Source organism: Amycolatopsis sp. VC5-11, from assembly GCF_037034185.1.
In the GTDB taxonomy this organism is placed as follows: domain Bacteria; phylum Actinomycetota; class Actinomycetes; order Mycobacteriales; family Pseudonocardiaceae; genus Amycolatopsis; species Amycolatopsis nivea.
The window spans coordinates 163033-189137 of record NZ_JBAGKF010000009.1; the positions used below are offsets into that span (position 1 = coordinate 163033).

A 26105-nucleotide genomic window follows, 5' to 3' on the forward strand; every position below is an offset into this window, starting at 1 on the left:
TCCGACGATGGACCAGACCAATTGACCGCGTCAACGAAAAACGCGGGTTCTGTCCGGAAGGGCAATTGTTGTCAGCCCGACCGGAGCAATGCGGGACGGGGCTAGAACGCCATCGCCTGCGCGCGCCGCTTCACCTCGGTGCCGTGGCTGGTGCGCAGCGCGTTGATCGGCGTGCTGCCCGGGAGCGTGTCGTCGGCGGTGAAGAGCCAGCGCAGCATCTCGGTGCGGCTGAACCCGGAGTCGGCGAGCACGGTGATCGTGCCGCCCAGCCCCTTGACGATGCCGTCCTTCACGAAGAAGTCGCCGGGCACGCAGAGTTCGCCTTTGCGCCGGACAGCGATCAGCTCGCCGTCCCGCAGCATCTGGCGCACCTTGTTGGCCGACACGCCCAATGCGGCCGCCACCTCCGGCAACGGCTTGACCGCGACCGCGGCGTCGAGGATGTCGTCGGCGACAGGAATCCCACTCACACGTGACACTGTGCCACATTCCCCCGTCCGGACCACTGCTACGCACGGGTGACCCGCCCCGGCACGCGCGGCCTTCCGTACGATTGCCCACCGTGACGCGCACCCAGCCCAGCCTCGTCGGCACCCTGCTCGAACGCCGGTACCGCGTTGACCAGCTGCTGGCCAGGGGCGGGATGTCGGCCGTCTACCGGGGCCTCGACACCCGCCTGGACCGGGCGGTGGCGATCAAGATCATGGATCCGCGGTTCGCCGACGACCGGTCGTTCGTCGACCGGTTCGTGCGCGAAGCGCGTTCGGCCGCCCAGCTGCATCACCCGAACGTGGTCGCCGTGCACGACCAGGGCTTCGACACCCCGGCCGGTCAGGACGCCGGTCTCGCCTTCCTGGTGATGGAGCTGGTCAACGGCGGCACGCTGCGCGACCTGCTGGACGAGCAGGGCCAGCTGGACGTCTCGCTGGCGCTGAGCGTCGCGGAGCCGGTGCTGGCCGCGCTGGCCGCCGCGCACGCCGCCGGGCTGGTGCACCGCGACGTCAAGCCCGAGAACGTGCTCATCGGCCGCAGCGGGCAGCTGGCGGGCGGCGTGGTCAAGGTCGGCGACTTCGGACTGGTCCGCGCGGTCGCCAGCGCGGGCACCACGAGCTCGAGCGTCATCCTGGGCACCGTCGGCTACCTGGCCCCCGAGCAGGTCGCCACCGGCGACACCACGGCCCGGAGCGACGTCTATTCGGCGGGCATCCTGCTGTACGAGATGCTCACCGGCCGGCTGCCCTACACCGGCGACACCGCGATCTCGGTCGCCTACCGGCACGTGAACGACGACGTCCCGCGCCCGAGCGAGCTCCGGCCGGACCTGCCGCCGGCGCTCGACGACCTGGTCCTGCGCGCCACCCGCCGCGATCCCGAGCAGCGCCCGGCCGACGCGAACGAGTTCCTCGCGCAGTTGCAGGCCGCGCGCGCCGAACTGGGGCTGCAGCCGGTCGCGGTGCCGGTGCCCCCGCCGCCGGACGGCGACCGCGTGTCGGACGTCGAACGCACCCTCCCGAACATCCCGGCCGTCCAGCAGAACGTGCCGGTTGACCAGCAGACCATGCCGGTCTCCGGACCCCGCGGCACGCGCGCCCTGACCCGGGCCGTGCCCGCCGCGCCGCCGCCTCCGGTACCGCCGCGCGCCGGGCCCTCCGCCGCGCCGGACGAGCCGCGGAAGCCGCGCGACAAGCGCAAGCTGATCGCGCTGGCGATCGCCGGGGTGCTCGTGCTCGGCGGGCTGATCGGCGCGTTCGCGTTCATCCTCAGCGATTCCAAGGTCACGACCACGACCGTGCCGAAGCTCGCCGGGCTGACCCAGGCCGAGGCGGGCGACCAGCTGCGCGCGGCGAAGCTGAACCCGCGCTACAGCCAGGAGTTCGACAACACGGTCGAGGCATACAAGGTCATCAAGGTGGATCCGGCCCCTGGCACCACGCTCGACCAGGACGCCACCGTGTCCGTGGTGGTGTCCAAGGGCAAGCCGAAGGTGCCGAACATCCAGGTCGGCACCGCGCTCGACACGGCGACGAAGGCGATCCAGGAGCAGAAGCTCACCGTCGTCCAGGGCACGCCGGAGTACAGCGACACCGCGCCGCAGGGCACCGTCGTGAGCGTGAGCCCGGCGGTGGGCACCCCGGTGGACGTCGGCGGCCAGGTCACGCTGGTGCTGTCCAAGGGCCCGGAGCCGCTTCCGCCGGTCCCGGACGTGACCGGGCGGTCCAAGGACGAGGCGTTCCAGATCCTCAAGCAGGCCGGATTCCAGCCGCAGGACGGCGGCGAGGAGTTCTCGCAGACCGTGCCCGCCGGGGCGGTCACCCGTACTGACCCGGGCGCGGGCTCGCCGGGGACGAAGAAGGTCAAGGTCTACGTCTCGAACGCGGTGCAGGTCCCGGACGTCCGGTACCGCCCGTTCGACCAGGCCGCGGACGCGCTCAAGGCGGCCGGGCTCGAGGTCGACCGCAAGGGCGGCGACGGCAACGGCCACGGGCACGGCGGCTTCGACTTCGTCCTGCAGCAGGACCCGGCCCCGGGCACGTTCGTGCCCAAGGGCACCAAGGTCAAGATCCGGGGGTTCGGCGGATGATCGGCAGCCGCGGCCGGGTGACCGGCACCGTCGGGCCGGGGCTGATCGGCGAGGTGCTGCTCAGCGTCCGCGGCGGCACCGAGGCCTTCTACGCCTATCCGGCCGAGCCGGACACCACGTTCGCCGTGGGAACACCCGTTCTGGTGGTCGATTTCGAGCCCCCGCGCACGGTCTACGTGGAAAGGTGGCAACCGTTGCGCGCTTGACCGCGTCGCAGTGCTGACGGCGTCTGAGCGCCGTGCCAGCTGAATACGGAAAGTGCGGCGAGGGCTATGGAAATCTGGGTCATCGTGGTGATCGCGGTCGTGGCCGTGATCCTGCTGTTCGGGCTCCTGCGGATCCTGTACAAGGTCGCGGAGCCGAACGAAGCGCTCATCATCTCCGGCTGGGGCGTCCGGGTCGAGCGCACCGAGACCGCCGACAGCCTCGGGTTCAAGATCGTCACCGGCCGCGGCGTGAACGTGCTGCCGGGCTTCCAGACCGCGCGCAGGCTGTCGCTGGACACCCGAGGGGTGAACCTGCAGGTCTCGTGCGTGACGAAACAGGGTCTGCCGGTGACCGTGCGCGCGGTCGTGATCTACAAGGTCGGCGACGACTTCGCGTCGATCGCGAACGCCGCCCGCCGGTTCCTCGACCAGCAGAAGGGCATGAACGACACCATCCACGAGCTGTTCTCCGGCCACCTGCGGTCGATCGTGGGCGGGCTGACCATCGAGGAGATGATCCACAACCGCGACGCGCTGACCGGCGAGGTCCGCCAGTCGTCGGCCACCGAGATGATCAAGCTCGGGCTGATCGTGGACTCGCTGCAGATCCAGGAGATCGACGACGAGTCCGGCTACATCGTCAACCTCGGCAAGCCGCACGCGGCCGCGATCGCCGCCTCCGCGCGGATCGCCGAGGCGCAGCGCGACCAGGAGGCCACCGAGGCCGAGCAGATCGCCGCCGCGCGCAAGGCGGGCGCGATCCGGGAAAGCCAGATCCAGCAGGCCGGGTACCAGGCCGAGGTGGACCAGGCCAAGGCGAAGGCGAGCCAGTCCGGTCCGCTGGCCGAGGCGACCGCGCGCCAGGAGGTCGTGGTCCAGGAGACCAGGGCCGCCGAACTCGAGGCGGCGCTGTCCGAGCAGCGGCTGCAGTCGCAGGTCCGCAAGCCGGCCGACGCGAAGGCGTACGAAACGCGCACCACGGCGGACGCGGAACGCGACGCGCAAATCGCCCGTGCGCAGGCACAGGCGAAGGAAACCGAGCTGCGGGCCGGCGCGGACGCGACCCGGGTCAAGACCGCGGCGGACGCCGAAGCGCAGGCCACGAAGGCACGCGCGGAAGCCAGCGCGAGTGCGACGAAGGCCACTGGCGAGGCGGAAGCGGCGGCGGCCAAGGCAAAGGGTCTCGCGGACGCCGAGGCGGCGAAAGCCAAGGGTCTGGCCGAAGCCGAAGCGGCGAAAGCGAAGGGGCTCGCCGAGGCTGAGTCGATCAAGGCGCGCGCGGCCGCACTGGCGGAGAACCAGGAGGCTGTGGTAGCACAACAGCTGGCCGAGCGCTGGCCGGAGATCGTCGAAGCGGGCGCGCAGGCCTTCGGCAATGTCGACCACATGGTGGTCCTGAACGGCGCGGACGGGATGTCGGACATGTTCACCAAGGCGCTCTCCCTCGGCGGCACGGGCCTCGGCCTCGCCCGCCAGCTGATGGACGCCATGGGCCCCAAGCAGTCCGGTTCCGACGGCAGCGTCGCCCCTCGCGAGGACTGATGAGCTTCTTCACGGACGGTCCTCGCGAGCGCCCCCTGTTCCCGGTGCGGGAACGGGAGCTGTTCGGCTACGAGGGCCGTCCGTGGACGGGGCCGCCGGCCGACCACATCGTGCCCGCGCTGGTGCCGTGGGCGACGCCGCTGGGCCGGTCCGAGCGCACCATCGTGGCGCTGCGCGCGGTCGAGGTGTGGCCGGAGGCGATGACGCTGCGGATCGCGGTGTATTCGCGCGACCGCATGGACGGCGCGCCGCTGATCGGCCACCGGCGCGTCCCGGACTACAACTCGCTGCTGGTCGGCGTGCTGTTCCCGGACGGCGGACGGGCCAGTTCCGAAACCGTTTCGGTGCCGAGCGCGGGCGAACCGCACGAGCCGGTGCTGCGCGTCGAGGAAGGCAGCGGCTCGGAGTTCCGCTACGAGCATCCGGTGTTCGTGTGGCCGCTGCCCAGCGCCGGTCCGCTGAAGGTGATCGTGCAGTGGCTCGACCGCGAGATCGCCGAAACGCACACCAAACTCGACGGCGGACGGCTGCGTGCCGCCGCGCTCGAAGCCAGCGAGCTGTGGCCCGGGCTGCCGAAGCGGCCGGGCAACGGCGTCGCGATGCGCCAGATCGCCGCCGAGGTCACCGAGGCGGGCGGCCCCGGGCCGACCGCCGGGCCCGGTCTGCCGCAGCGGCGGCGCTCCACTGGCGAGTGAAATTTCGCGGAATTAGCGTCCTCGCAACATCACGGCCGTGCGCCGGTCACACCCGGGCGGTGTCGTTGCACTCGCCCTCGACGCCCGACGTTGGAAGGTGGACCATGGCGCCTGCCCCGCTCAGCTCGCTCGATGTCGCTTTTCTTTGCCTCTCCAGGGAAACCGCGCCGATGCAGATGGGCGCGGCGCTGGTTTTCGCGCCGGAGGAGGCGGTCGATCCGGACCGGCTGACCGCGCTGCTCGCGCGCCGGGCGGCGGATATTCCGCCGCTGCGCCGGAAAATCCGCGCCGGACTGTTCCCGCCCGGCTCCGCGACGTGGGTGGACGACCCGGATTTCCGGGCAGTGAACCACATCCGGCACCACCGGCTCACCATGCTGTACGACCCGGACCCGCTGCCGGAGTTCGCGGCGAGGTGGATCGCCGAACCGCTCGACCCGCACCGTCCGTTGTGGGAACTCACTGTGGTGACCGGCTTTCCGGACGGGAGCTTCGCGGTGCTGCTCAAACTGCACCACGCGTTGACCGACGGGGCGGGCGCGTACGCCGTCACGGCGGGGCTTCTGGACGGATTGCCGATCCCGGAGCCCGCACCGGTGATTCCGCAGCCGCGTTCGCCGCTGAGCGCGGTGCGGGACACGTGGGAGACAGCGGGAATCGCGTCGGCGGTGGTCCGGGCGGCGCGTCCGCCGTGCCTGCCGCTGGCCGCGCCCGCCACCGCCGAACGACGCCTCGGTTTCACCCGGTTGGCGTCGGCCGATCTTCGCCGGATCCGGCGAACGCACGGCGGCACCACCAACGACGTGGTGCTCGCGGTGCTTTCCGGCGCGTTGCGCGAATGGTTCGTCAACCGCGGCATTCGCGCGACGGGACGGTCGGTGCGCGCGCTGATTCCCGTGAGCGTCCGCGGGAGGGCGGCTGAGCAACGGGGCGGGAACAAGCTTTCCGGCTATTTGTGCGATCTGCCGATCGGAACCGACGATCCGGTGCGGCGGCTGGCCGAAGTGCGCGCCTCGATGGCACGCAACAAAGCCGCTGGCCCTGCTCGCGGAGCCGGGGCGTTTCCGCTGCTGGCCGACCGGATGCCCGCGGCATTGCACCGGCTCGGGACGCGGACTGCGGGGTTGGCCGCGCCGTTGCTGTTCGACCTGGTGGTGACGACCGTTCCGGTGCCGCGCGCCCAGCACGCGCTCGATGGTGCGCCGCTGACGCAGGTGTATCCGTTCGTGCCGTTGGCTCCGCGCCAGGCGGTGGGCATCGCGGTCGCGCCTTATCGCGACAGTGTCCACATCGGACTGCAGGCGAACGCGGACGCGGTGGCGGACCTTGGCTCGCTGCGCGACGCGGTGGCCAAGTCGGCGGCGGAACTGCTGGACGTCTCGTGAGTGGCTAGGCCGGTTCTCACCGGCCTAGCCACTCACCAGCTGTGGTCAGCCGCGCAGCATCTCCGCGACCAGGAAGGCCAGTTCCAGCGATTGCTGGGTGTTGAGCCGGGGGTCGCAGGCGGTCTCGTAGCGGCCGGAGAGGTCGACGTCGGAGATTTCCTGTGCTCCGCCGAGGCATTCGGTGACGTCCTCGCCGGTCAGTTCGACGTGGATGCCGCCCGGGTAGGTGCCGAGCTTGTGGTGCACCTCGAAGAAGCCCTGGACCTCGTCGACGATGCGGTCGAAGTGCCGGGTCTTGTAGCCGGTGGACGATTCGTGCGTGTTGCCGTGCATCGGGTCGCACTGCCAGATGACCTTGTGCCCGGACGATTCGACCTTCTCCACGATGGCGGGCAGCACCTCGCGGACCTTGCCGTTGCCCATCCGGGAGATCAGCGTGAGCCGCCCCGGTTCGTTGCGCGGGTCGAGCCGCTCGACGTACTCCAGGGCCTGTTCCGGCGTGGTCGTCGGGCCGATCTTGAGCCCGATCGGGTTCGACAGCAGTTCGGCGAACGCGATGTGCGCGCCGTCGAGCTGGCGGGTGCGCTCGCCGATCCACAGGAAGTGCGAGGACAGGTTGTACAGCTTCGGGTTCGCCGCGTCGGCCTGGTCCAGCCGCAGCATCGCGCGCTCGTAGTCGAGCAGCAGCGCCTCGTGGCTGGCGAAGATCTCGGTGTACTGCAGCGACGTGTCGGTGACGCCGCAGGCGTTCATGAACCGCAGGCCGCGGTCGATCTCGGCGGCGAGCGCCTCGTACCGCTCCCCCGCAGGCGACGAGGACACGAAGTCCTTGTTCCAGTCGTGCACCTGGTGCAGATCGGCCATGCCGGCCCCGGTGAGCGCGCGGACCAGGTTCATCGCCGCGCCCGCGTTCGCGTAGGCGCGGATCATCCGGCCCGGGTCCGGCACCCGCAGCTCCGGCTTGGCGACGAGCGAGTTGATGATGTCGCCGCGGTAGACCGGCAGCCCGAGCGCGTCGGTGCCGGACGAGCGCGGCTTCGCGTACTGGCCCGCGATCCGGCCGACCTTCACCACCGGCAGGCTGGCCCCGTAGGTCAGCACGACGGCCATCTGCAGCAGCGTGCGCAGGTTCGCCCGGATGTGCGGTTCGGTGTTGGACTCGAACGTCTCCGCGCAGTCCCCGCCCTGCAGCAGGAACGCCTCCCCTCGGGCCACCATGGCGAGCCGGCTCTTCAACCGGTCGATCTCGGCGGGCACGGTGATCGGCGGCACGCTCTCCAGCACGCCGCGCACCCGCTTGGCCAGCGCGGCGTCCGGCCACTCCGGCTGCTGCGCGGCGGGCAGCGACAAGGCGGTGTCGAGGCGGTCCCGCAGCTCAGGAGGCAACGGCGGCAGCTCGGGGAGAGTGTCTACGGGAACGTCGACTGTCCAGTTCACGCGTCTCAGGATAGGGTCTGCCGCCTTCGCCCGGGCCGGTGGGCGGCGAGGGTCACGCGTCCGGGGCGTCTTGGCGGTACAGGGCGCCGAATCGGTCGGCCACGTCCAGCAGACCTGCGAGTTCGGCTGTTTCAAGGGCTGGGACGATGACCGACCAGTGGTCGAGGCTGACCGCTTCGGCGAGGATCCGGCGGCGCTCGTCCGGCGGGGCGGCGGCGGAGATCTCGACCAGCAGACGGGCGCGGTCGTCCGGGGATTCGACGAGACGGGTCCGGGCGAGTGCGCCGGGCAGGTCGTGCTTGGCCAGTTCCGGCAGGAACGCCAGGGTGAGCCGGTCCCGTTCCTGGTCGCTTTCGACGCTCTCGAAGACAGTCTCGGCCTGGTCCAGGTGCCCGGCCGCGGCCAGGCCGCGGACCAGGAGCCGCCGGGCAGACACCCGGAACGCCTCGTTCAGGTATCCGCACAGCTCGAGGGCCGCGGCGACCTCGCCGCGCGCTGCCAGGTCCTCGATCGCGTCCTCGATCGCCAGCTCGGAGTTGTCCTCCTCGCGACCGGCGGCCACCAGTTCGACGACCTCGGCGGGGTCGCCCACCGCGGCCAGCATCACGATGGCAGCGCGCCGGTCGAGCCGCACGAACTCCCGGTCCGGGGACTTCTCCGCCATCCCGCTCCGCACGTACTCCGCGATCCGGGCCAGCGCGGCCCGGTCGCCGTCGGCCCGGAGCCTGCGGGCGAGCAGGACCACGGGTTCCCGCATCGCCGACCAGAATCCGACGCCGCGGATCAGCTTCTCGGCGATCAGCGGATCTCCCTTTTCCGCGAGAAGGCACGCCAGCGACTTGATTTCCCTCAGCCCCTGCCATTCCGAGCGCACCAGCGGGGCGAGCAGTTCGGCCCGGCGGACGTCGCCTGCCGCGACGACGGTTGTGCTCAGCGCACCGATCGCCGCTGCCGCCCGCGGATCGTCCGCCGCACGGCGGGTCATCGATTCCGCCCGCTCCGCAGCCTCGTAGGCGCGAGCGCGGTCCCCGGCCGCCAGCAGAGCGTCCGCCAGGGACACGAACCGGTCCGCGTCGCTTTGCAGTTCGCGGGACGACCGGCGGGTGGAGAGGTGGCGGGCAGCCCACTGGAAGGCCTGGTCGGGCTGGCCCGCGGCCACGAGTGCCTGGACGAACCGGTTCACCGCGTTGCGCCGGGCGAAAGGGTCGGTCATCGCATCGAGCACTGGGGGAATGTCCGCCAGCCTGCCCGCATCGGCCAGGAAATCGATCAGAACAGGCACCAACGTGTGCTCGCGGTGCGCCTCGGCGGATCTCGCGTCGACAGCTGCGACCGGGTCGTCCGACGCGGCCAATTCAGCGGTGACGTCGAGGCGAAACAGCACTCCGGACGCGCCGTGCTCCTGTGCGAAGGCGCGTGCCCGCTCGACTTCGCCCCGCTGGACGAGCTGCTGCGCGATCTCCGCGAACGCCTTGTCCCGGCTCATTTCGCGAGTCACCGCACCGGCCAGTTCCGCGGCCGCAGCCACGTCGTCGACAGCCTGCACCGCCAGTTCGCTCAGTGTCCGGTCCCGGAGGTCTTCGCGGGAAATCTCCCTGGCCAGCTGCCCGGCCCGGGAGAGGTCCGGTTCGGCGACGGCGGCGATCCGCCGGCGTTGATCCGCGCTGACCCGCCCGGCGATCCGCTCGGCCGCGTCAGGCTGCCCGCCGTACCCCAACGCGACCGCGGTTTCCGCGAGCAGGGAGTCGCGCAGCTCCGGATCGTGCTCGTCGTCGGCCAGTTGCTCGGCTCGCTCCGGCTGTCCGGCGCGGACCAGCTCACCGGACAGCTCGAGCAGTGCCCGCCTGCGCGAAACGGGATCGGTCATGGACTGCGCGAGCGCCACGGCGTGGTCGAACTGCCCCAGCGCGGCCCACACCGCGGGCAACCGCACCGGCGTGATCTTGTTGCGGTCGCGGAAATTGTCCCGGTACGTGTCGAGCGTGACGAGCCGGACGAGGTCGGGATCGTCGGACGCGAGCAGAGCCGCACGGGCGATGTCCAGCTCCCCCATCGCGGCCAGGTCGCCACCGGATACGTCCAGCAGGCGTTCGTGCCTCGCCGGGTCTCCGGCCAGATCGACGAGAGCGGTCACGTCGCCGCTTTCCTGGACCAGCCGGAAGTAGCCGCGCAGCAGGAATTGGGGCGTGTCCGGCGGCCAGCCCGCCGACCGGTATCCGGCGGCCCATTCGTCGATCGCCGCGCGGTACCGGGACAGTTCGCCGCCGAGGGCTTCGACGGCCTCGCGTTGCAGATTCTCGTGGCCCAGCAGGAAAACCGCCGGGGCCTCGCGGGGTCGCCAATGCGCTGGGCGCCGGGTGAACGAACGACTCGCCACACTGTTCAGCACTCGTTCGACGTCGCGTGGGCGCCGCTGGGTCAGCTGCGCCAGGTCGTCGCTGCTGAGGCCGCCGCGAGCCGCGACGAGGAAACCCAGCAGGTCCTCTTGGTCGCGGAGCAGTGCGTCTAGCTCGTGCTCCATATCGGCCTTCGCCGCGACGGCTGCGGGCGAAGGCGCCAGGGAACGCTCGATTCCGGGAGCCCGCAACGGATGATCGCCGCGGACGTCGGGCGGGACTCCGGGGTTGAGGCGGCTCGCGACGATCACGCGGAGACCGTTTTCGGGGAACGGCAGCAGCGCGGCGATGCTGTGGCCGCCGGAGCTGGCGCCGCGATCCTCGTCCAGTCCGTCGACGACCAGCACCAAGCGCTCGCCGCGGTTTCGGCAGTATGCGGCGGCTTCGGCGAAGACCGCGTTGAGGTTTCGCGCCTCGGGGTCCTTCGCCGCGCCCAGGACTTCGGCCAGTTGCTCCTGGACGACGTCTACGAACGCCTCACGCGTGTCGTCGCCGAGCGAACGCGCCGTGACGAAGAAGGACACCACCCGCACTCCCTCGGGCGGCGAGAGGACGAACGAGGCCATCAGAGCCGACTTGCCGGTCCAGGGAGCCGCGCGCCACCACACGTACGCGGGAGCGTCGTCCGGGGCGGTGCAGAAGCGGGCGAGTTCAGCCAGTTCCGTTTCGCGGCCGACGAGCTGGTCCGGGGCTACCTGGCGCACCCATTGCCGGTAGCGGGACCGGGCGGGCGGAGCCGCGTGGACGACGACCGAGTCGGCGTGACCCACCTGCACGACCTTGCCCGTGACCGGGCCCAAGACCTGGTTCGTGATCCGTTCGTCCACCTGGGCGTCCCCCTCCGACGCGGTTCAGCTTCGCACGAACCGTGTCGGCCGGGTCACATTGGCTGGAAGGTGACACTGGTGTCAAGAAATAGCGTCGTTCCCGAACCGAGCCTGCCGCGGAAGGGACAAGCGAATGAGCACTGCCTTGGGATACCGGGCATTCGGCGCTGCCGACGTCCAGGAGTTCTTCGACCGGCCTGACCCGGTGCCCGGCCCCGCCGAGGTGCTGGTCCGGGTCGCGGCCGCGGGGGTGAATCCGCTCGATCATCTGCTGCGGTCCGGGCACGTCCCCGACCTGAACGGGCGCCTGCCGTTCCCTCAGGTCATCGGGATGGAAGCGGCGGGAACGGTGCTCGCCGCGGGAGAAGACGTGACCGGCCTCGACGTCGGCGACCGGGTCACCGGGTTCGCGCTGACCGGCGCGGGGACGTACGCGGAAACGACGCTGCTGCTCGGCGAGTCCACCGCCCGCATTCCCGACGCTCTCCCGTGGACCTGGGCGGCGACCATTCCCGTCGCGGGCACCACGGCGCTGGACGTGCTCGACCAGCTCGATCTGCCGAAGGGCGCGTCGCTTCTGGTGAACGGGATCGGCGGGGGCGTCGGCATCGCGTTGGCGCAGCTGGCGCGGGACCGGGGGCTCGTCGTTACAGGCACGGGCAGCACGGCCAAGCGGCCTCTCGCGGCGAAGTACGGCGCTGCGTTCGTCGACTACACGACGGAAAGCGTCGAGGGCAGTTTCGACGCCGTGGTCGACACCGTTGGCGGCCAGTCCCTTCGCGACGTCGCGCCGTTAGGGAAGAAGCTCGTCGCGGTCGGAGATGCGTCGGTGACCGAACTCGGCGGCGAATTCGTCCGTCGTCGGCTCGACCGGGCGAGTCTGGAACGGGTCGCTGAGCTGATGGCCGAAGGGCGGCTCGATCCGAACATCACCGGGACCTATCCGCTCGCACGGGCGCATGAAGCGTTGGCGCTGGTCGAGTCCCGGCATGCCGCGGGCAAGCTAGTCATCAGCATCTAGCACGAGACGGACTCGCCTTGCCGGTACCGGGTGTTCGCCTCGATCAGCACGTCCAGCGCGGCGCGGGCGTCGGCGAGGCGGGCGATGTCGGCGGTCAGCCGGTCGCGTTCGGACACCATGGTGGTGAAAGCGTCTTCGATGACGGCCGCGTCGTCGCTGTGCACGCAGGGCAGCAGCCGGGCGATCACCTTGCTGTGCAAGCCCGCGGCGAACAACCGGCGGATCAGTTCGACCCGTTCGACCTCGGTCGCCAGGTAATGCCGCTGCCCGCCCGCGGACCGGGTGCTGTGCACCAGGCCCTGCTGCTCGTAGTACCGCAGCGAGCGGGCGCTGACCCCGGTCTTCCGGGCTAATTCACCGATTCGCACGCTCTCCAGCGTAAAGAAACGGGCCCCGGCGCGCCGTTGCGCCGGGGCCCGAGCTCGAGCCGATCACACCACCGCGAGCGGCAATGCGGTCGGGTGCACCGGAGCGGGAAGGTCCGAAGCACCGGTCAGGAAGGTGTCCACCGCGGCCGCCACCGAGCGGCCTTCCGCGATGGCCCACACGACCAGCGACGCGCCGCGGTGGGCGTCGCCGCAGACGAAGACGCCGGGGGTTTCCGTCTGCCAGTCCGCGCCGCACGACAGGGTGCCGCGGCGGGTCAGGGTCAGGTCGAGGCCTTCCAGCAGCGGCATTTCCTCGACGCCTTCGAAGCCGATCGCCAGCAGGACCAGGTCCGCGGGCAAGGTTTCGACCGCGTCGTTGACCGGGATGACCTCGCGGCGGCCGGTTTCCGGGTCCTTCTGCACGCGGACTTCCTGCAGTTCCACGGCTTTGACGCGCCCGTTGCCGTCGTCGACGAACTGCTTGACCGCCACCGCGAACTTCCGCTCGCCCGCTTCCTCGTGCGCGGGGTAGGTGCGCAGGATGTAGGGCCAGGTCGGCCACGGCGAACGCTCGTCGTCGCGGATTTCCGGCGGCGTCGGGTACTGGTCGAGCTGTGTCACCGACAGCGCGCCCTGCCGGGTGGCGGTGCCGTAGGAGTCCGCGCCGGTGTCGCCGCCGCCGATGATCACGACGTGCTTGCCGTTCGCGTCGACCGGGGACGGGCCGTCGCCCTCCACGAACTTGTTGGCGGGCACCAGGTGTTCCATCGCCAGGTGGATGCCCTCGAGCGAACGGCCCGGCGTGGTGCGGTCGTCGCGGCCGCGCAGGGCACCGACGGCGAGCACGACCGCGTCGTACTGCGCGCGCAGTTCTTCCACCGACAGGTCGACGCCGACCTCGCAGCCGGTGACGAACTTCGTGCCCTCCTTGCGCAGCTGCGCGAGGCGCCGGTCGAGGACCTTCTTCTCCATCTTGAACTCGGGAATCCCGTACCGCAGCAGGCCGCCGAGCCGGTCGTCCCGTTCGAACACGGTGACCTCGTGACCCGCGCGGGTCAGCTGCTGCGCCGCGGCGAGCCCGGCCGGGCCGGAGCCGACGACGGCCACCTTGCGGCCCGAGGACACCTCGGAGACCTGCGGCTGCACGTATCCGGCTTCCCACGACTGCGCCGCGATCGTCTCCTCGACGCGCTTGATCGCCACCGGCCCGCCGGACAGCGGCGAGATCGACAGCACGCAGCCCGCCTCGCACGGCGCGGGGCACAGCTTCCCGGTGAACTCCGGGAAATTGTTGGTGGCGTGCAAGCGATCGCTGGCCGCCGCCCAGTCGCCGCGGCGGACGAGGTCGTTCCATTCCGGGATCAGATTGCCCAGCGGACAGCCGGAACCGCCGGAGTGGCAGAACGGGATGCCGCAGTCCATGCAGCGCGACGCCTGCGTGCGCACCTGCTCGTTGCGCTCTTCGGGCGCGACGTCCGCGTAGACCTCGCCCCACGAGGAAAGCCGTTCCTCATAGGACTTCTTCTTCGGTTCTTGCCGTTCGTGCTTCAGAAAACCGGTGGGGTCAGCCACGAGCCGCCTCCATGATCGCTTCGTCGACATCGCGGCCGGCAGCGCGCGCTGCCTTCGCCGCATCGAGGACCCGCTGGTAGTCGCGCGGCATCACCTTGGTGAACGCCGCCGCGCGCCGGGTCCAGTCGCCCAGGAGCGACGCGGCCACGGCCGAGCGGGTGAGGTCGTGGTGCTGCTGCACGATCTGCTTGAGCCAGGCCAGATCCTCCGGCGCGGGCGGAAGCAGGTCCACCATCTCCCGGTTGACCTTCGCCGGGTCCAGGTCGAGCACGTACGCGCTGCCGCCGGACATGCCGGCCGCCAGGTTCCGCCCGGTCGGGCCGAGCACCACCGCGCGGCCGCCGGTCATGTACTCGAACGCGTGGTCGCCCACGCCCTCGGCCACGACTGTCGCGCCGGAGTTGCGGACGCAGAACCGCTCGCCGACCTGCCCGCGCAGGAACAGTTCGCCCGACGTCGCGCCGTAGGCCAGCGTGTTGCCCGCGATCGTCTGCTGTTCGGCGGCGAAGCTCGCGTCCGGGTGCGGGCGGACCACGATCCGGCCGCCGGACAGGCCCTTGCCGACGTAGTCGTTGGCGTCGCCGACCATTTCCAGCGTGATGCCGCGCGGCAGGAACGCGCCGAGCGACTGCCCGGCCGAACCGGTGAGCCGCACGTGGATCGTGCCCTCCGGCAGGCCCTCGCCGCCGTAGCGGCGGGTGATCTCCGAGCCCAGCAAGGTGCCGACGGTGCGGTTCACGTTGCGCACCGGCAGTTCCAGGCGCACCGGATGCGCGTCCTCCAGCGCCGCCTCGGCGAGCTGGATGAGCGTGCGGTCGAGTGCGTGCGCCAGGCCGTGGTCCTGCTCGCGCACGCGCCGCTTCGCACCGCCGTACGGCGTCTCCGCGGGCATCTCGAAGACCGGGCTGAGGTCGAGCCCGGAGGCCTTCCAGTGCTGCACGGCCTCGTCGGTGTCGAGCATCTCGGCGTGCCCGATCGCCTCGTCGAGCGTGCGGAATCCCAGCTGTGCCAGGGTTTCCCGCACTTCTTCGGCGACGAACTCGAAGTACCGCACCACGTGGTCGGCCTGTCCGGTGTAGCGCTTGCGCAGCTCCGGGCTCTGCGTGGCGACGCCGACCGGGCACGTGTCGAGGTGGCAGACGCGCATCATGACGCAGCCCGCGACCACCAGCGGCGCGGTCGCGAAGCCGTACTCCTCGGCGCCGAGCAGCGCCGCGATCACGACGTCGCGGCCGGTCTTCATCGCACCGTCCACCTGGACCGTGATCCGGTCGCGCAAACCGTTGAGCAGCAACGTCTGCTGCGTTTCGGCGAGCCCGATCTCCCACGGCGTGCCCGCGTGCTTGAGCGAGTTCATCGGCGACGCGCCGGTGCCGCCGTCGTGCCCGGAAATCAGCACGACGTCCGCGTGCGCCTTGGACACGCCCGCCGCGACCGTGCCGACGCCCAGCGAGGACACCAGCTTCACGTGGATGCGGGCCTGCTCGTTGGCGTTCTTGAGGTCGTGGATCAGCTGCGCCAGGTCCTCAATGGAATAGATGTCATGGTGCGGCGGCGGGGAAATCAGCCCGACGCCCGGCGTCGAATGCCGCGTGCGGGCGATCCACGGGTACACCTTGTTCGGCGGCAGCTGCCCGCCTTCGCCCGGCTTCGCGCCCTGCGCCATCTTGATCTGGATGTCGTCGGCGTTGACCAGGTACTCGCTCGTGACGCCGAACCGGCCCGATGCGACCTGCTTGATCGCGCTGCGCCGCTGCGGGTCGTACAGCCGCTCCGGGTCCTCGCCGCCTTCGCCGGTGTTGGACCGGCCGCCGATGCGGTTCATCGCGATGGCGAGGGTTTCGTGCGCCTCGGCCGAAATCGAGCCGTACGACATCGCCCCGGTGTTGAACCGGCGCAGGATCGCCGACGCGGGTTCGACCTCGTCCAGCGGGATCGGCTCGCGCGCGCCGTCGCGGAACTTGAACAGCCCGCGCAGCGTGCCGCCCTCGCGGTAGAGCCGGTGCACCTCTTCGGTGTACTTGCGGTACACCTCGTCGCGCCCGGTCTTCGACGCGTGCTGCAGCAGGAACACCGTCTCCGGCGTGAACAGGTGCAGCTCGCCCTCGCGGCGGTACGCGTACTCGCCGCCGGTGTCGAGTCCACGATGGACCCGGTCGGTCGGGTTGTCCGGGTACGCCCGGCGGTGCCGTACCGCGACCTCCTCGGCGAGCACCTCCATCCCGACGCCGCCGAGCTTCGACGACGTTCCGGTGAAGTACTCGTCGAGCAGTTCCTGGCTCAGGCCAAGGGATTCGAAGACCTGCGCCGCGGTGTACGCGCCGACCGTCGAAATGCCCATCTTGGACATGATCTTCAAGACGCCCTTGACGAGCGCCTGCACGTAGCTGCGGATCGCCTTCGCCGGCTCGATGCCGGTGATCGCGCCCTGGCTGATCATGTCTTCGATGGTTTCGAAGGCCAGGTACGGGTTCACCGCCGCCGCGCCGTAGCCCAGCAGCAGCGCGATGTGGTGCACCTCGCGGGCGTCGCCGGTCTCCACGACCAGCGCGACGCGCAGCCGCTCCTTGGTGCGCACGAGATGGTGGTGCACCGCGGAAACCAGCAGCAGCGACGGGATCGGCGCCATCCGGTGGTCGGAATCGCGGTCGGACAGCACGAGCGTGCGCGCGCCCGCCGCGATCGCCTCGGACGCGTCGCGCCGCACCCGTTCGATCGCCGCCGCCAGCGCGTCCGCCCCGCCGTCCACTTCGTACAGTCCGGAAAGGACAGTGCAGGCGAAACCGGGCAGATCGCCGTCGTCGTTGATGTGGATGAGCTTGGCCAGCTCGTCGTTGTCGATCACCGGATACGGCAGGTTCAGGTGCCGGCACGACGCGGGCCCCGGCGCGAGCAGGTTGCGCTCCGGCCCCATGATCCGGCTCATCGACGTGACCAGCTCTTCGCGGATCGCGTCCAGCGGCGGGTTGGTCACCTGCGCGAAGTTCTGCTTGAAATAGTCGTACAGCAGCCGGGAGCGCTTGGAGAGCACCGCGACCGGGGTGTCCGACCCCATCGACCCGATCGGCTCGGCCCCGTTGGCGGCCATCGGCGCGAGCAGGATCTTCAGTTCTTCTTCGGTGTAGCCGAAAGCGAGCTGGCGGCGCAGCACCGAATCGTGGCTCTGCACGACGTGGTCGCGGTCGGGCAGCTCGGCGATCTTCAGCAGGCCGGCGTGCAGCCAGTCGCTGTACTGCTGCTTGCGCGCCAGCGCGGACTTGACCTCTTCGTCGTCCACGATCCGGCCCGCGGCGGTGTCCACGAGGAACATCCGGCCCGGCTGCAACCGGCCCTTCGCGACGACGTTTTCCGGTGCCACGTCGAGGACTCCGGCCTCGCTGGCGAGCACCACGCGGTCGTCGGCGGTGCGCCACCAGCGCGCCGGGCGCAGTCCGTTGCGGTCGAGCACCGCGCCGACGAGCGTGCCGTCGGTGAAGGTGACGCACGCCGGGCCGTCCCACGGCTCCATCAGACTGGCGTGGAACTGGTAGAAAGCGCGCCGTTCCGGATCCATCGAGGTGTGGTTCTCCCACGCCTCCGGGATCATCATCAGCACCGCGTGCGGCAGCGAGCGGCCCGCGAGGTGGAGCAGCTCCAGCACCTCGTCGAAGGACGCCGAGTCCGACGCGTCGGCCGAGCAGATCGGGTACAGCCGGGAAAGATCGCCCGGCAGCAGATCGGATTCGAGCAGCGCCTCGCGGGCGCGCATCCGGTTGCGGTTGCCGCGGATCGTGTTGATCTCGCCGTTGTGGGCCACGAACCGGAACGGGTGCGCGAGCGGCCACGACGGGAAAGTGTTGGTGGAGAACCGGGAGTGCACGAGCGCGATCGCGCTGGCGAGCCGGGAATCGCGCAGATCGGAGAAGAACCGCGGCAGCTGCTCGGGCGTGAGCATGCCTTTGTAGACGATCGTGCGCGCGGACAGCGACGGGAAGTACGTGCCGCAGCCGGAAGCGAGGCTCTCGTGCTCGACGCGCTTGCGCAGGCAGAAGGCCAGCCGGTCCAGCTCAAGGCCGGTTTCGCCGTGCGGGGACGACACGAACAGCATCGCGAAGCGCGGCATCACCGAACGCGCGGTGGGGCCGATGTCCGCGCCGTCGGCGTCCACCGGGACCTCGCGCCAGCCGAGGACGGCGAGCCCTTCCTCGGCCGCGATCCGTTCGGCGAGCCCGATCGCCTTGCGGCGCTGCTCGTCGTCGGAGGGCAGGAAAGCGATCCCGGCGGCGTAGGCGCCGGTGGGAGGCAACGGGAAACCCGCCTCGGCGCGCAGCAGTTCGTCGGGCAGCTGCAGCAGGATCCCGGCGCCGTCGCCGCTCGTCGGCTCGGCTCCCGCGGCTCCGCGGTGGTCGAGATTCGTGAGCGCGGCGAGACCGTCGGTGACGATGCCGTGCGTGCGGCGGCCCTGGACGTCGGCGACCATGGCGACGCCGCAGGAATCCTGCTCGGTGTCCGGGTCGTACAGACCCTGCTTGCCGGGGATGGCGGAGAAGATCATGGAAAAGGGACCTCCTTCGTCGTTTCGTGCGGTGGCCGGCGAACCGGCCGCGGGGAGCGCACGGGACGACGATGGCCCGCTTGTTAGCGCGACTTTAACACCTGGGAAACACCCCAGCAGCGCCTCGGAGCTCCCCGAACGGGGAAGAACGGTAACGATCCGGCAGCGCGGAACGACATAGTTCCGGATGGGTCCTGAGATGCTTCGGTCCGCGAAGCATAAGCCCCGGGGCCGCCTCGCGCACCCGGCACGTGACGAAGTCGATGCGCCCGCTTCGTCCCCTTCGCCCGATCTTCCCAGGTAATCGCACAAATTTCGGGGAACCGCCCACGCCCGGTGATCGTCGGTTGCCATAGTGTTCGGCAACCGAATAGCTCACGGGGAGGGCGGTTTCTTTCATGTCCGGCATAGAAGTCGACGTCGAGACGATGAACCAGTACGCCGAGGTGCTCGACAGCCTCCACGAGAAGATCAGCAAGATCAACGACTACATGCGCTCCACCGCGTGCGACACGTCCGGGTTCACCGGCCTGTTCGTGGTGCTGCAGCCAGTGGTGCAGCTGGTCGCGAACCTCTACGGCGGAACGCTCGACTTCGGCCACTCGCGGCTGACCTCGCTTTCGGACGGGGTCAAGCAGGCGGCGCAGGCCTACGCGCACCACGACGCCAATTCCGCGCAGCTGCTCCAGCAGTTCATCGACCAGTTCGACGGCATCGACTCCGGCCGCGGCGCGGCCTGATGCGCATCCGCACCGCACGGTTCTGACGAGGGGGAAAAGACATGGCACGGCACGGCGGAGGGCATGGCGGCGGCCACGGCGGCGGCCACCACTCCGGGGGATCGGGGACGACGCATCCGCCGTCCCATCCCGGCGGCAACCAGCCGCACCCCGGGAACCAGCCGCATCCGGGAAACCAGCCGCATCCCGGCAACCAGCCGCCTCCGGGCGGCCATCAGCCCACCCATCCGGGCGGGAACCAGCACCCCGGCACCGGCCCGGACGGACGCCGTCCGTCCGGAGGGGACGACGGTACGCATCCGAGCGGCACCGGGGGAAACTCCGGCGACGACAACGGCCGGGACGGTCGCGACGGCCGAGATGGTCGGGATGGTCGGGATGGTCGTGACGGCCGGGATGGCCGAGACGGTCGAGATGGCCGGGACGGTCAGGACGGCGGCGACGGCCGGGATGGCCGGGACGGCGGCGGAGAAGGCGGCGACGAGCGGGGCCGCGACCGCGGCAACGAGGGCGGCGACGAAGGCGGCGGCCGGGGCGGCGACGAAGGCGGCTCCGGCGACGAGGGCGGCTCCGGAAGCGAAGGCGGCGACGGGGGCGGCGAAGGCGGCGACGAGGGCGGTTCCGGCAGCGAGGGCGGCGGCAGCGAAGGCGGTGAAGGCGGCGGCAACGGCGGCGAGGGCGGCACCGGGGCTTCGGGCGGCGAGCCCGGCGGAGTTCCCGGCGGCACCGGCGACTTCGACCGCGGCGATTCGATCGTCGAACTGCTGCAGCCGCCGGAAGACACCTCCGGCGAGGACATCCAGGCGCTGGTGCAGGACGCCGGCGTCGAGGTGATGGCCGTCGAGTGGGTGTACCAGAAGTTCACCGGCACCACGCTCACCCAGCAGTTCATCGAACCGCTCACCGGCGACTTCTCGAAGATGTCGGCCGACGCCGAGGCGTGGCGCAACATCTCCGAGGCGATGAAGGCGTTCTCCGAGGTGATGGTCGCCAACGAGAAGACCGTCAGCGACTCCTGGCATGGCATGGCTTCCTTGGAGCACAAGGCCTACGTGCAGGCCGGGTGGCGGGCCGGGCTCGCCGCCGAGGCCGGGATCGCGTCGCTGATCGCCAAGGGTTTCGACCTCCTGTCGGACACGTCGAAGAAGCTCGCGGCCAAGGCGCTCGACCTGCTGAAGAGCCTGATCGACCGGCTGCTGGTGATGGCCGCGGAGGCGTGCGTCCCGATCGCGGGCTGGATCGCCGACGCGATCACCGCGTTCAGCGAACTGCTCCCGCTGATCAACGCCCTGATCTCGATCATCGAGATGATCCAGGACATCATCACGAAGGTCCAGGACATCTGGAACTCGATCAAGGACATCGGGTCGCAGCTGCAGAAGATCAAGGACGTCGGCAGCATCGGCGATCTCGTCGACATCGCGAAGAACATCGGCGGCGACGTCGGCGACATCAAGGACAACGCCAAGGGCATCGGCCAAGACGCCAAGGACGCCGTGCAGGCGGGCAAGGACGGCGTCAACGAGTCGCGCGAGGCGCACGCGGAAAACCGGCGCTCGCGCGAAGGCGGAGACGACGAAGGCGACCGCACGTCCGGCGACGAGGGGAACAGCGACCGCCGCTCCGGCGACGAAGGCGACCGGTCGCAGGGAGACGGCGAGCGCGGGCAGAACCAGCGGTCCCAACCGGACGGTCCGCAGCACCAGCCCCCGCAGAACCAGCAGAACCACCAGCCGCCCCAGCAACCGAGCCACCCGCCGTCCCAGCCGAACCACCCGCCCGCGAACCATCCGCCGTCCCATCCGCCCCGGCGCTCGGCGAGCGGCCGGATCCACGGCCGCATCGACTAAGGAGGAACTGCCGAGATGTCCTACCCCGTCACCGCGGACGATTCGTGGAAGACGCCCGAGCTGCGGGAGGCCGAGGCCGCGCTCGACCGGACGGTCCGCAAATCCCAGCAGCTGCTGAAGGACCTGGAGAAGATCAAGCTCCGCCCGCTGCCCAAAACCGACACCCCGGAACGGATCGAGGCGATCAAGCGGGCCGCCTCGCGTCCGGACGCTCCCGCGCAGCTGCGGCTGATCAAGCGGAAGGTCGACGCGGGCGAATACTCGTGGGAGGACGTCGCCGCCGGCCGGGCGTTCGCCGACCCCGAGGTCCGCGCGCTCGCCGACGAGAAGCTCAGCGAGGCCAAGGACATCCTCGAGGAACTGGAGGAGGGCCAGAGCCCCGAGGAGATCCTCGAGGCGCGCACCGGCGGCGCCGGGAACCCGTTGTCGGACACCGGAAGGTCGACGTATCCGGACACGCCGGACAAGCCCGCTGGGTTCTCCGCCGCGGACCCGCTGGCGACCAGCGGCCGTCCGCAGCCGCCGCCCCCGCCCGCGCCGGAGCCCGCGGAGTACTCGAACGACAATCCGCTCGTCGACCGGACTCCGCCGCCCCCGCCCCCGGCGCCGGCTCCGGAGAAGGAAGCACCGCCCGCTCCGCCTCGGCATCGCGCCCCGGAACCGGAGCCGGAGGACGATTTCGCCGATCCGCTCGCGGATCGAGGCGACCGGCCGAAGCGGTCCGCGCCCCAGCCGCCGCCGTCGTCGGGCCGCCGTGCCCGGCGTCAGGACTCCGGCAATGACGACGACTACTTCGGCGGTTCGTTCCTCAGCTGAACCCCGGCGCTGCAAAAAAAGAGGTCCCCGCCCAACCCGGACGGGGACCTCTTTTTCGGCTCTGCGCCTAAGACTTCTCGGACTTGCCGTTCTCGGCTGGGGAAGACCCGGCGTCCACAGTGTCCTCCGCGGCCTTCTCGTCCGGTTCCGGCTTCTCCCCCGCGTCGTCCGATTCGGACTCGACGGCGGCGTTCCGCTCGTCTCCCTTGCTGCGCAACGTCTCCGGGGCCTCGCGCGGACCGCGTTTGGCCGCGACGACGAAGTACGCCATCGCGCCGATGAACAGCAGGATCGAGGTCCACACGTTGACCCGCAGGCCGAGGATGTGGTTGGCGGTGTCGGTGCGCATCAGCTCGATCAAGCCGCGGCCGACGGTGTAGCCCGCGACGTACAGCGCGAACGCGCGGCCGTGGCCGAGCTTGAACTTGCGGTCCGCCCACACCACGAGCAGGGCGATCAGCAGGTTCCAGATCAGCTCGTACAGGAACGTCGGGTGCACCGGGCTTTCCGGCAGCGGGATGTGCCCGGTCGCGACGCCGCCGAGGGCGTCCGGGGCGCCGGTGGCCGGGTCGAAGCGCTGGTAGATCTCCAGCCCCCACGGCAGGTCGGTGTGCGCGCCGTACAGCTCCTGGTTGAAGTAGTTGCCGAGCCGCCCGATCGCCTGCGCGACGATGATGCCGGGCGCGATCGCGTCGGCCATCGCCGGCAGCGGGATCCCCCGGCGGCGGCAGGCGATCAGCGCGCCGACGGCGCCGAGCGCGACCGCGCCCCAGATGCCGAGCCCGCCGTCCCAGATCGCGAAGGCGTTCCAGGGGTTCTTGCCTTCGGTGAAGTACAGCTCCGGGTCGGTGATGACGTGGTAGAGCCGGCCGCCGACCAGGCCGAACGGCACCGCGAACACCGCGATGTCGAGCACCGTGCCCTTGGTGCCGCCCCGGGCCTCCCAGCGCCGCTCGCCCCACCAGATCGCGACGATGATGCCGGCGATGATGCAGAGCGCGTACGCCCGGATCGGGATCGGGCCCAGGTGCCAGACGCCTTGGTCGGGGCTCGGGATCGTGGCCAGGAATGCTGCGGAGTACACGCGGCCACCGTAGCGCGTCGGGCCCCGGTCGTGGTCCCGGTGCCGCGGAACCCTTAGTCAAGACCCGGTCACAGCCCGGTCACGGCCGCCTCCGGGTACTCCAGGTCCGAGGCCGCGGCCAGGTATCCGGCGAGCAGGGCGTCCGCGACCTGGCCGACCGCCGCGTCCTCGGGCAGGAACGTTTCGCCGTGCAGGCTGGGCGCGCCCGCGGTCTCGCCGAGTCCGACGAACAGCATCAGGCCGCGGACGCCGTCGCCGCAGTAATGCGCGAAATCGTCCGCGCCGAAAGACCGGAAATCCACGTCCACGTCCGCGCCGCCGCGTTCGAGCCAGGTCCGCGCGGCAGCGGCCAGCGCCGGATCGTTGACCAGGACCGGTTCGCACGGGCTGATCCGGAGGTCGGCAGTGCAGCCGTACGCGCGGGCGGTGGCGTGCACGACCTCGTCGAGCGCCTCCAGCGCACGTTCGCGGTCGCTCGCGCGCATCAGCCGCAGCGAGCCGAACGCGGACGCCGAATTCGGCACGACATTCGCCGCGGTGCCCGCGCTGAGCCTGCCGATCGTGCAGACCGCACCGTGCATCGGGTCGATCCGGCGGCTCGCGATCTGCTGCAGGCTCACCACCAGTTGGCTGAGCGCCAGCACCGGGTCGCGCAGCAAATGCGGATACCCCGCGTGCCCGCCTTCGCCGTGCACCACGACCTCGAACTCGTCCGTGGACGCGTTCACCGGCCCCGGCGCGGCCGAAACGACGCCGTACGGCAGCCGCGGCTGGACGTGCGCGCCGATGACGGTGTCGATGCCGCGCTCCTCCAGAATGCCCGATTCGACCAGGTCAAGCGCTCCGGACGGCGACGTTTCCTCACGCGGCTGCAGGATCGCGTACAGCGGGCGCGGGAGTTCGACGCGCCGCGCCGCTCGGCAGACCGCGGTCAGGGCGGCGAGGTGGACGTCGTGGCCGCAGGCGTGCATGAGGCCGGTCTTCGCGGCCCATTCGACGCCGGTGCGCTCTATTACCGGGAGCGCGTCGAGTTCGGCACGCAACGCTACGGCTGGGCCGGGGTGCGGTGCGGCGATCTCGATCAGCCGCCCGGTCTTCGCGACCCGCTCGCCTTCACCTAACCCGGCGGCCACGACCCGCGCGGTGTCGTCTTCGTCGCCGGACGCGCGCGGGTCAGCGTGAATCCGATGCCGCAGTTCGACCGCAGCGGGCAACTCCTCGACCAACGCCGCTCGCCAAGCCTCGACCAGGTCCTTCATTTCCGCTCCAGCCGGTAAATCCGGGCCGCGTTCTCATGGCCAGCCAGGCGGGCCAGCCGGATCGCGTCTACTTCGGACAGTGCGTCGGCGGCGAGGGCGGTGCGGAGGAAGTCGGACAGTCCTTGCCGGAACAGCGCGGTGCCCAGGTGATACAGCTCGGCCAGGCCGAACGCGTCCGTGGAGAACAGCAGTCTCCCGAACGGGGCGAGTTCCAGCGTCTCGGCCAGGATCGCGGGGGCGCGGAAGCCCGCGTTGTGGGTGACGAGGCCGACGTCGACGAAAACGTGCTCGAAGACCTGCGCCAGGTAGGCGGCGTTGCGGTGGAACGGGTAGTTGTGCAGCAGCAGGACCGGGACGCCCGCGTCGCGGGTCGCGCGCAGCAAACCGGTGAGCCGCAAGGGATCGCAGCGGTGGAGGTCGACGTCGGAGTCTCCGTAGCCGACGTGGAATTGCACGGGCAGCCGCCGGTCGATACCGGCCCAGATCAGGTGGCGGTGCAGCACCTCGTCAGCCAGCCGGACCGGTTCGCCCGCCTCGATCCGGGAGAGCCAGCGTCCGGCGGCGGCTTCGACCTCGGCCGGAGCAGGACGTTCCCCGGACAGCTCCAGCCCGACCCGGTACGCCGCGATCGACTTCACGCCTACCGTGGTGGCGGTGCGACGGTCGAGTTCGGCAGCGAAGTCCTCGGCGAAACCAGTGGCGCTGGTGCCCCGGATGACGTCTTCGGCGACCTGTTCGAGCCGGACGATGTCGTGCGCGCGGGCGTCGGCCAGTTCCGCGAAGTCTTGCGTGGCGGTGAGGGATTCGGGGAGGAAACCGCCGTCCAGCAAGTAATCCGTGCTGCCGGTGCTGCGAAGGAACCGCCGGTTGACTTCTTGCGCGCCCAGTTCGTCACGGCGCGCGAGATACTCGTCGGCCGGGGCGTGCTTCGGCAGGTCGAGGATCGGCGCACAGCGTTCGCGCACGGCGAGACCAATGAGCGAATCGAAGAGCGACGTCCCCAGCGGCGACACGGTGTCCGCCTCGGTCAGCATCCGCTCGAACCCGTCGCGGTCGACGCCGCCGGTGCGCACGCCGTGGCAGTGGTGATCGACCAGCGGCAGGTCCGCGACGAAATCCAGCAGATCGGTCATGCCTCTCCTTCAGCGAGCCTCTCCCCCACCCTACGGGCGAATCCGGGCGCCGAGGCGACAGCCAGCACGACCTCCACGCCCGCTGGCCTAGTCGCCCCGGGCCTTCATCACCATGTCGGTGTAGGACTGCTCGACCGCGTCGCCCTCGCCGACGCCGAGCCCGTCGAGCACCTCGCGCAGCGACCGCAGCGCTTCCGGCAACTCGTCTCGCTCGGCCATCGTTTCCAGTTCGATGAACGTCTGCCCGGCCAGCTCAGGGATCGTGACGACGGTGGCAAGCATTTCCCGCCCATCAGCGGTGAAACTGTAGTTCTCGCAACGCTTTTCGAGCGAGACCAGCTCCACCAACCCCAGCGCGTCGAAGATCGTCGCCATGACCGCGGGATCGTCGGCGGCCGTCTCGTGCTCCGGCTTGGACCGCGAGGACGCGTCCACCGGCGGCTCCTTGTAGGTCACCACGGTTCGCTGCTGCCTGCCGGTCGTGATGGTGCGCACGCGCAACTCGTAGCCATCCCGATCCATCGAGTGGTCAGGACGGTCGTAGTAGGTGTCAGCGTAGACCGAGCGCACCGGCTTGGCCCGTTCGGCAAGCTCCGCCCGCACGCGATCGGGGTTCCGGACGACGGCGGTCAGCTCAGCCTCTATCGACACTCGGCACC

The 26105-nt window shown here is 70.6% G+C and carries 19 protein-coding genes; 9 read left to right on the forward strand and 10 right to left on the reverse strand.

The window, feature by feature from the left end; all coding sequences use genetic code 11:
• Window positions 1-101: 101 nt before the first annotated feature.
• The gene (locus WA670_RS26205; protein ID WP_037809697.1) at window positions 102-470 is read right to left on the reverse strand and encodes an Rv2175c family DNA-binding protein; all 369 of its coding nucleotides are present in this window, start codon (window positions 468-470) and stop codon (window positions 102-104) included.
• A 92-nt stretch (window positions 471-562) separates the two neighbouring features.
• Here WA670_RS26205 and pknB point away from each other — a divergent pair, with 92 nt between their 5' ends.
• The 5 genes from pknB to WA670_RS26230 all read left to right on the forward strand — a co-directional run bounded on the left by pknB (window position 563) and on the right by WA670_RS26230 (window position 6409).
• Window positions 563-2581, forward strand: a complete 2019-nt coding sequence (gene pknB, locus WA670_RS26210) for a Stk1 family PASTA domain-containing Ser/Thr kinase (protein WP_037809695.1) — start codon at window positions 563-565, stop codon at window positions 2579-2581.
• Window positions 2578-2787 carry a hypothetical protein gene (locus WA670_RS26215; RefSeq protein ID WP_037809693.1) on the forward strand — a complete coding sequence of 70 codons (210 nt, stop codon included), beginning with the start codon at window positions 2578-2580 and terminating at the stop codon, window positions 2785-2787. Before pknB ends, WA670_RS26215 begins: the two co-directional genes overlap by 4 nt.
• Window positions 2788-2853: 66 nt before the next feature.
• A complete protein-coding gene (locus tag WA670_RS26220; RefSeq protein ID WP_037809691.1) occupies window positions 2854-4329 on the forward strand; it encodes an SPFH domain-containing protein in 1476 nt (491 codons plus the stop codon).
• The gene (locus WA670_RS26225; protein ID WP_134730328.1) at window positions 4329-5024 is read left to right on the forward strand and encodes a hypothetical protein; all 696 of its coding nucleotides are present in this window, start codon (window positions 4329-4331) and stop codon (window positions 5022-5024) included. Before WA670_RS26220 ends, WA670_RS26225 begins: the two co-directional genes overlap by 1 nt.
• 104 nt (window positions 5025-5128) lie before the next feature.
• Complete coding sequence (locus WA670_RS26230; protein WP_255807059.1) at window positions 5129-6409, forward strand: wax ester/triacylglycerol synthase domain-containing protein; 1281 nt, start codon at window positions 5129-5131, stop codon at window positions 6407-6409.
• Window positions 6410-6454: 45 nt separating this feature from the next.
• Here the strand turns inward: WA670_RS26230 and WA670_RS26235 are convergent, their stop codons facing one another.
• Window positions 6455-7846 carry a class II 3-deoxy-7-phosphoheptulonate synthase gene (locus WA670_RS26235; protein WP_037809686.1) on the reverse strand — a complete coding sequence of 464 codons (1392 nt, stop codon included), beginning with the start codon at window positions 7844-7846 and terminating at the stop codon, window positions 6455-6457.
• A 52-nt stretch (window positions 7847-7898) separates the two neighbouring features.
• Window positions 7899-11069, reverse strand: a complete 3171-nt coding sequence (locus WA670_RS26240; RefSeq protein ID WP_336159172.1) for a hypothetical protein — start codon at window positions 11067-11069, stop codon at window positions 7899-7901.
• Window positions 11070-11202: 133 nt separating this feature from the next.
• Here WA670_RS26240 and WA670_RS26245 point away from each other — a divergent pair, with 133 nt between their 5' ends.
• Window positions 11203-12090 (forward strand): NADP-dependent oxidoreductase, encoded by an 888-nt coding sequence (locus WA670_RS26245; RefSeq protein WP_134665849.1) that lies wholly within the window; start codon window positions 11203-11205, stop codon window positions 12088-12090.
• On the opposite strand, the gene WA670_RS26250 is transcribed toward WA670_RS26245, so the two are convergent.
• From WA670_RS26250 to gltB, 3 genes are all read right to left on the reverse strand, one after another.
• Window positions 12087-12458, reverse strand: a complete 372-nt coding sequence (locus tag WA670_RS26250) for a MerR family transcriptional regulator (protein ID WP_134665847.1) — start codon at window positions 12456-12458, stop codon at window positions 12087-12089. The two genes, WA670_RS26245 and WA670_RS26250, sit on opposite strands and share 4 nt — an antisense overlap.
• 63 nt (window positions 12459-12521) lie before the next feature.
• Window positions 12522-14030, reverse strand: a complete 1509-nt coding sequence (locus tag WA670_RS26255; protein ID WP_336159173.1) for a glutamate synthase subunit beta — start codon at window positions 14028-14030, stop codon at window positions 12522-12524.
• Complete coding sequence (gene gltB / locus WA670_RS26260) at window positions 14023-18564, reverse strand: glutamate synthase large subunit (RefSeq protein ID WP_336159174.1); 4542 nt, start codon at window positions 18562-18564, stop codon at window positions 14023-14025. Before gltB ends, WA670_RS26255 begins: the two co-directional genes overlap by 8 nt.
• 398 nt (window positions 18565-18962) lie before the next feature.
• Between gltB and WA670_RS26265 the strand changes: the two genes are divergently transcribed.
• From WA670_RS26265 to WA670_RS26275, 3 genes are read left to right on the forward strand one after another with little or no spacing between them, the layout of a single operon-like run.
• A complete protein-coding gene (locus tag WA670_RS26265) occupies window positions 18963-19304 on the forward strand; it encodes a hypothetical protein (protein ID WP_037809678.1) in 342 nt (113 codons plus the stop codon).
• A gap of 41 nt (window positions 19305-19345) precedes the next feature.
• Window positions 19346-21154, forward strand: a complete 1809-nt coding sequence (locus WA670_RS26270; protein ID WP_336159175.1) for a hypothetical protein — start codon at window positions 19346-19348, stop codon at window positions 21152-21154.
• Window positions 21155-21169: 15 nt separating this feature from the next.
• The gene (locus WA670_RS26275) at window positions 21170-21970 is read left to right on the forward strand and encodes a hypothetical protein (RefSeq protein ID WP_336159176.1); all 801 of its coding nucleotides are present in this window, start codon (window positions 21170-21172) and stop codon (window positions 21968-21970) included.
• A 67-nt stretch (window positions 21971-22037) separates the two neighbouring features.
• Here WA670_RS26275 and lgt read toward each other — a convergent pair whose 3' ends face one another.
• From lgt to WA670_RS26295, 4 genes are all read right to left on the reverse strand, one after another.
• Window positions 22038-23054: a prolipoprotein diacylglyceryl transferase gene (gene lgt / locus WA670_RS26280; RefSeq protein WP_336159177.1), complete on the reverse strand. Its 1017-nt coding sequence runs from the start codon at window positions 23052-23054 to the stop codon at window positions 22038-22040.
• A gap of 68 nt (window positions 23055-23122) precedes the next feature.
• The gene (locus WA670_RS26285) at window positions 23123-24313 is read right to left on the reverse strand and encodes a M20 metallopeptidase family protein (protein WP_336159179.1); all 1191 of its coding nucleotides are present in this window, start codon (window positions 24311-24313) and stop codon (window positions 23123-23125) included.
• A complete protein-coding gene (locus tag WA670_RS26290) occupies window positions 24310-25446 on the reverse strand; it encodes an amidohydrolase family protein (RefSeq protein ID WP_336159180.1) in 1137 nt (378 codons plus the stop codon). The genes WA670_RS26285 and WA670_RS26290 overlap by 4 nt, the downstream gene beginning before the upstream one ends.
• An 87-nt stretch (window positions 25447-25533) precedes the next feature.
• Entirely contained in the window at window positions 25534-26097 is a 564-nt protein-coding gene (locus WA670_RS26295; RefSeq protein WP_134665831.1) for a class IV adenylate cyclase, read from the reverse strand.
• Window positions 26098-26105 lie beyond the last annotated feature (8 nt).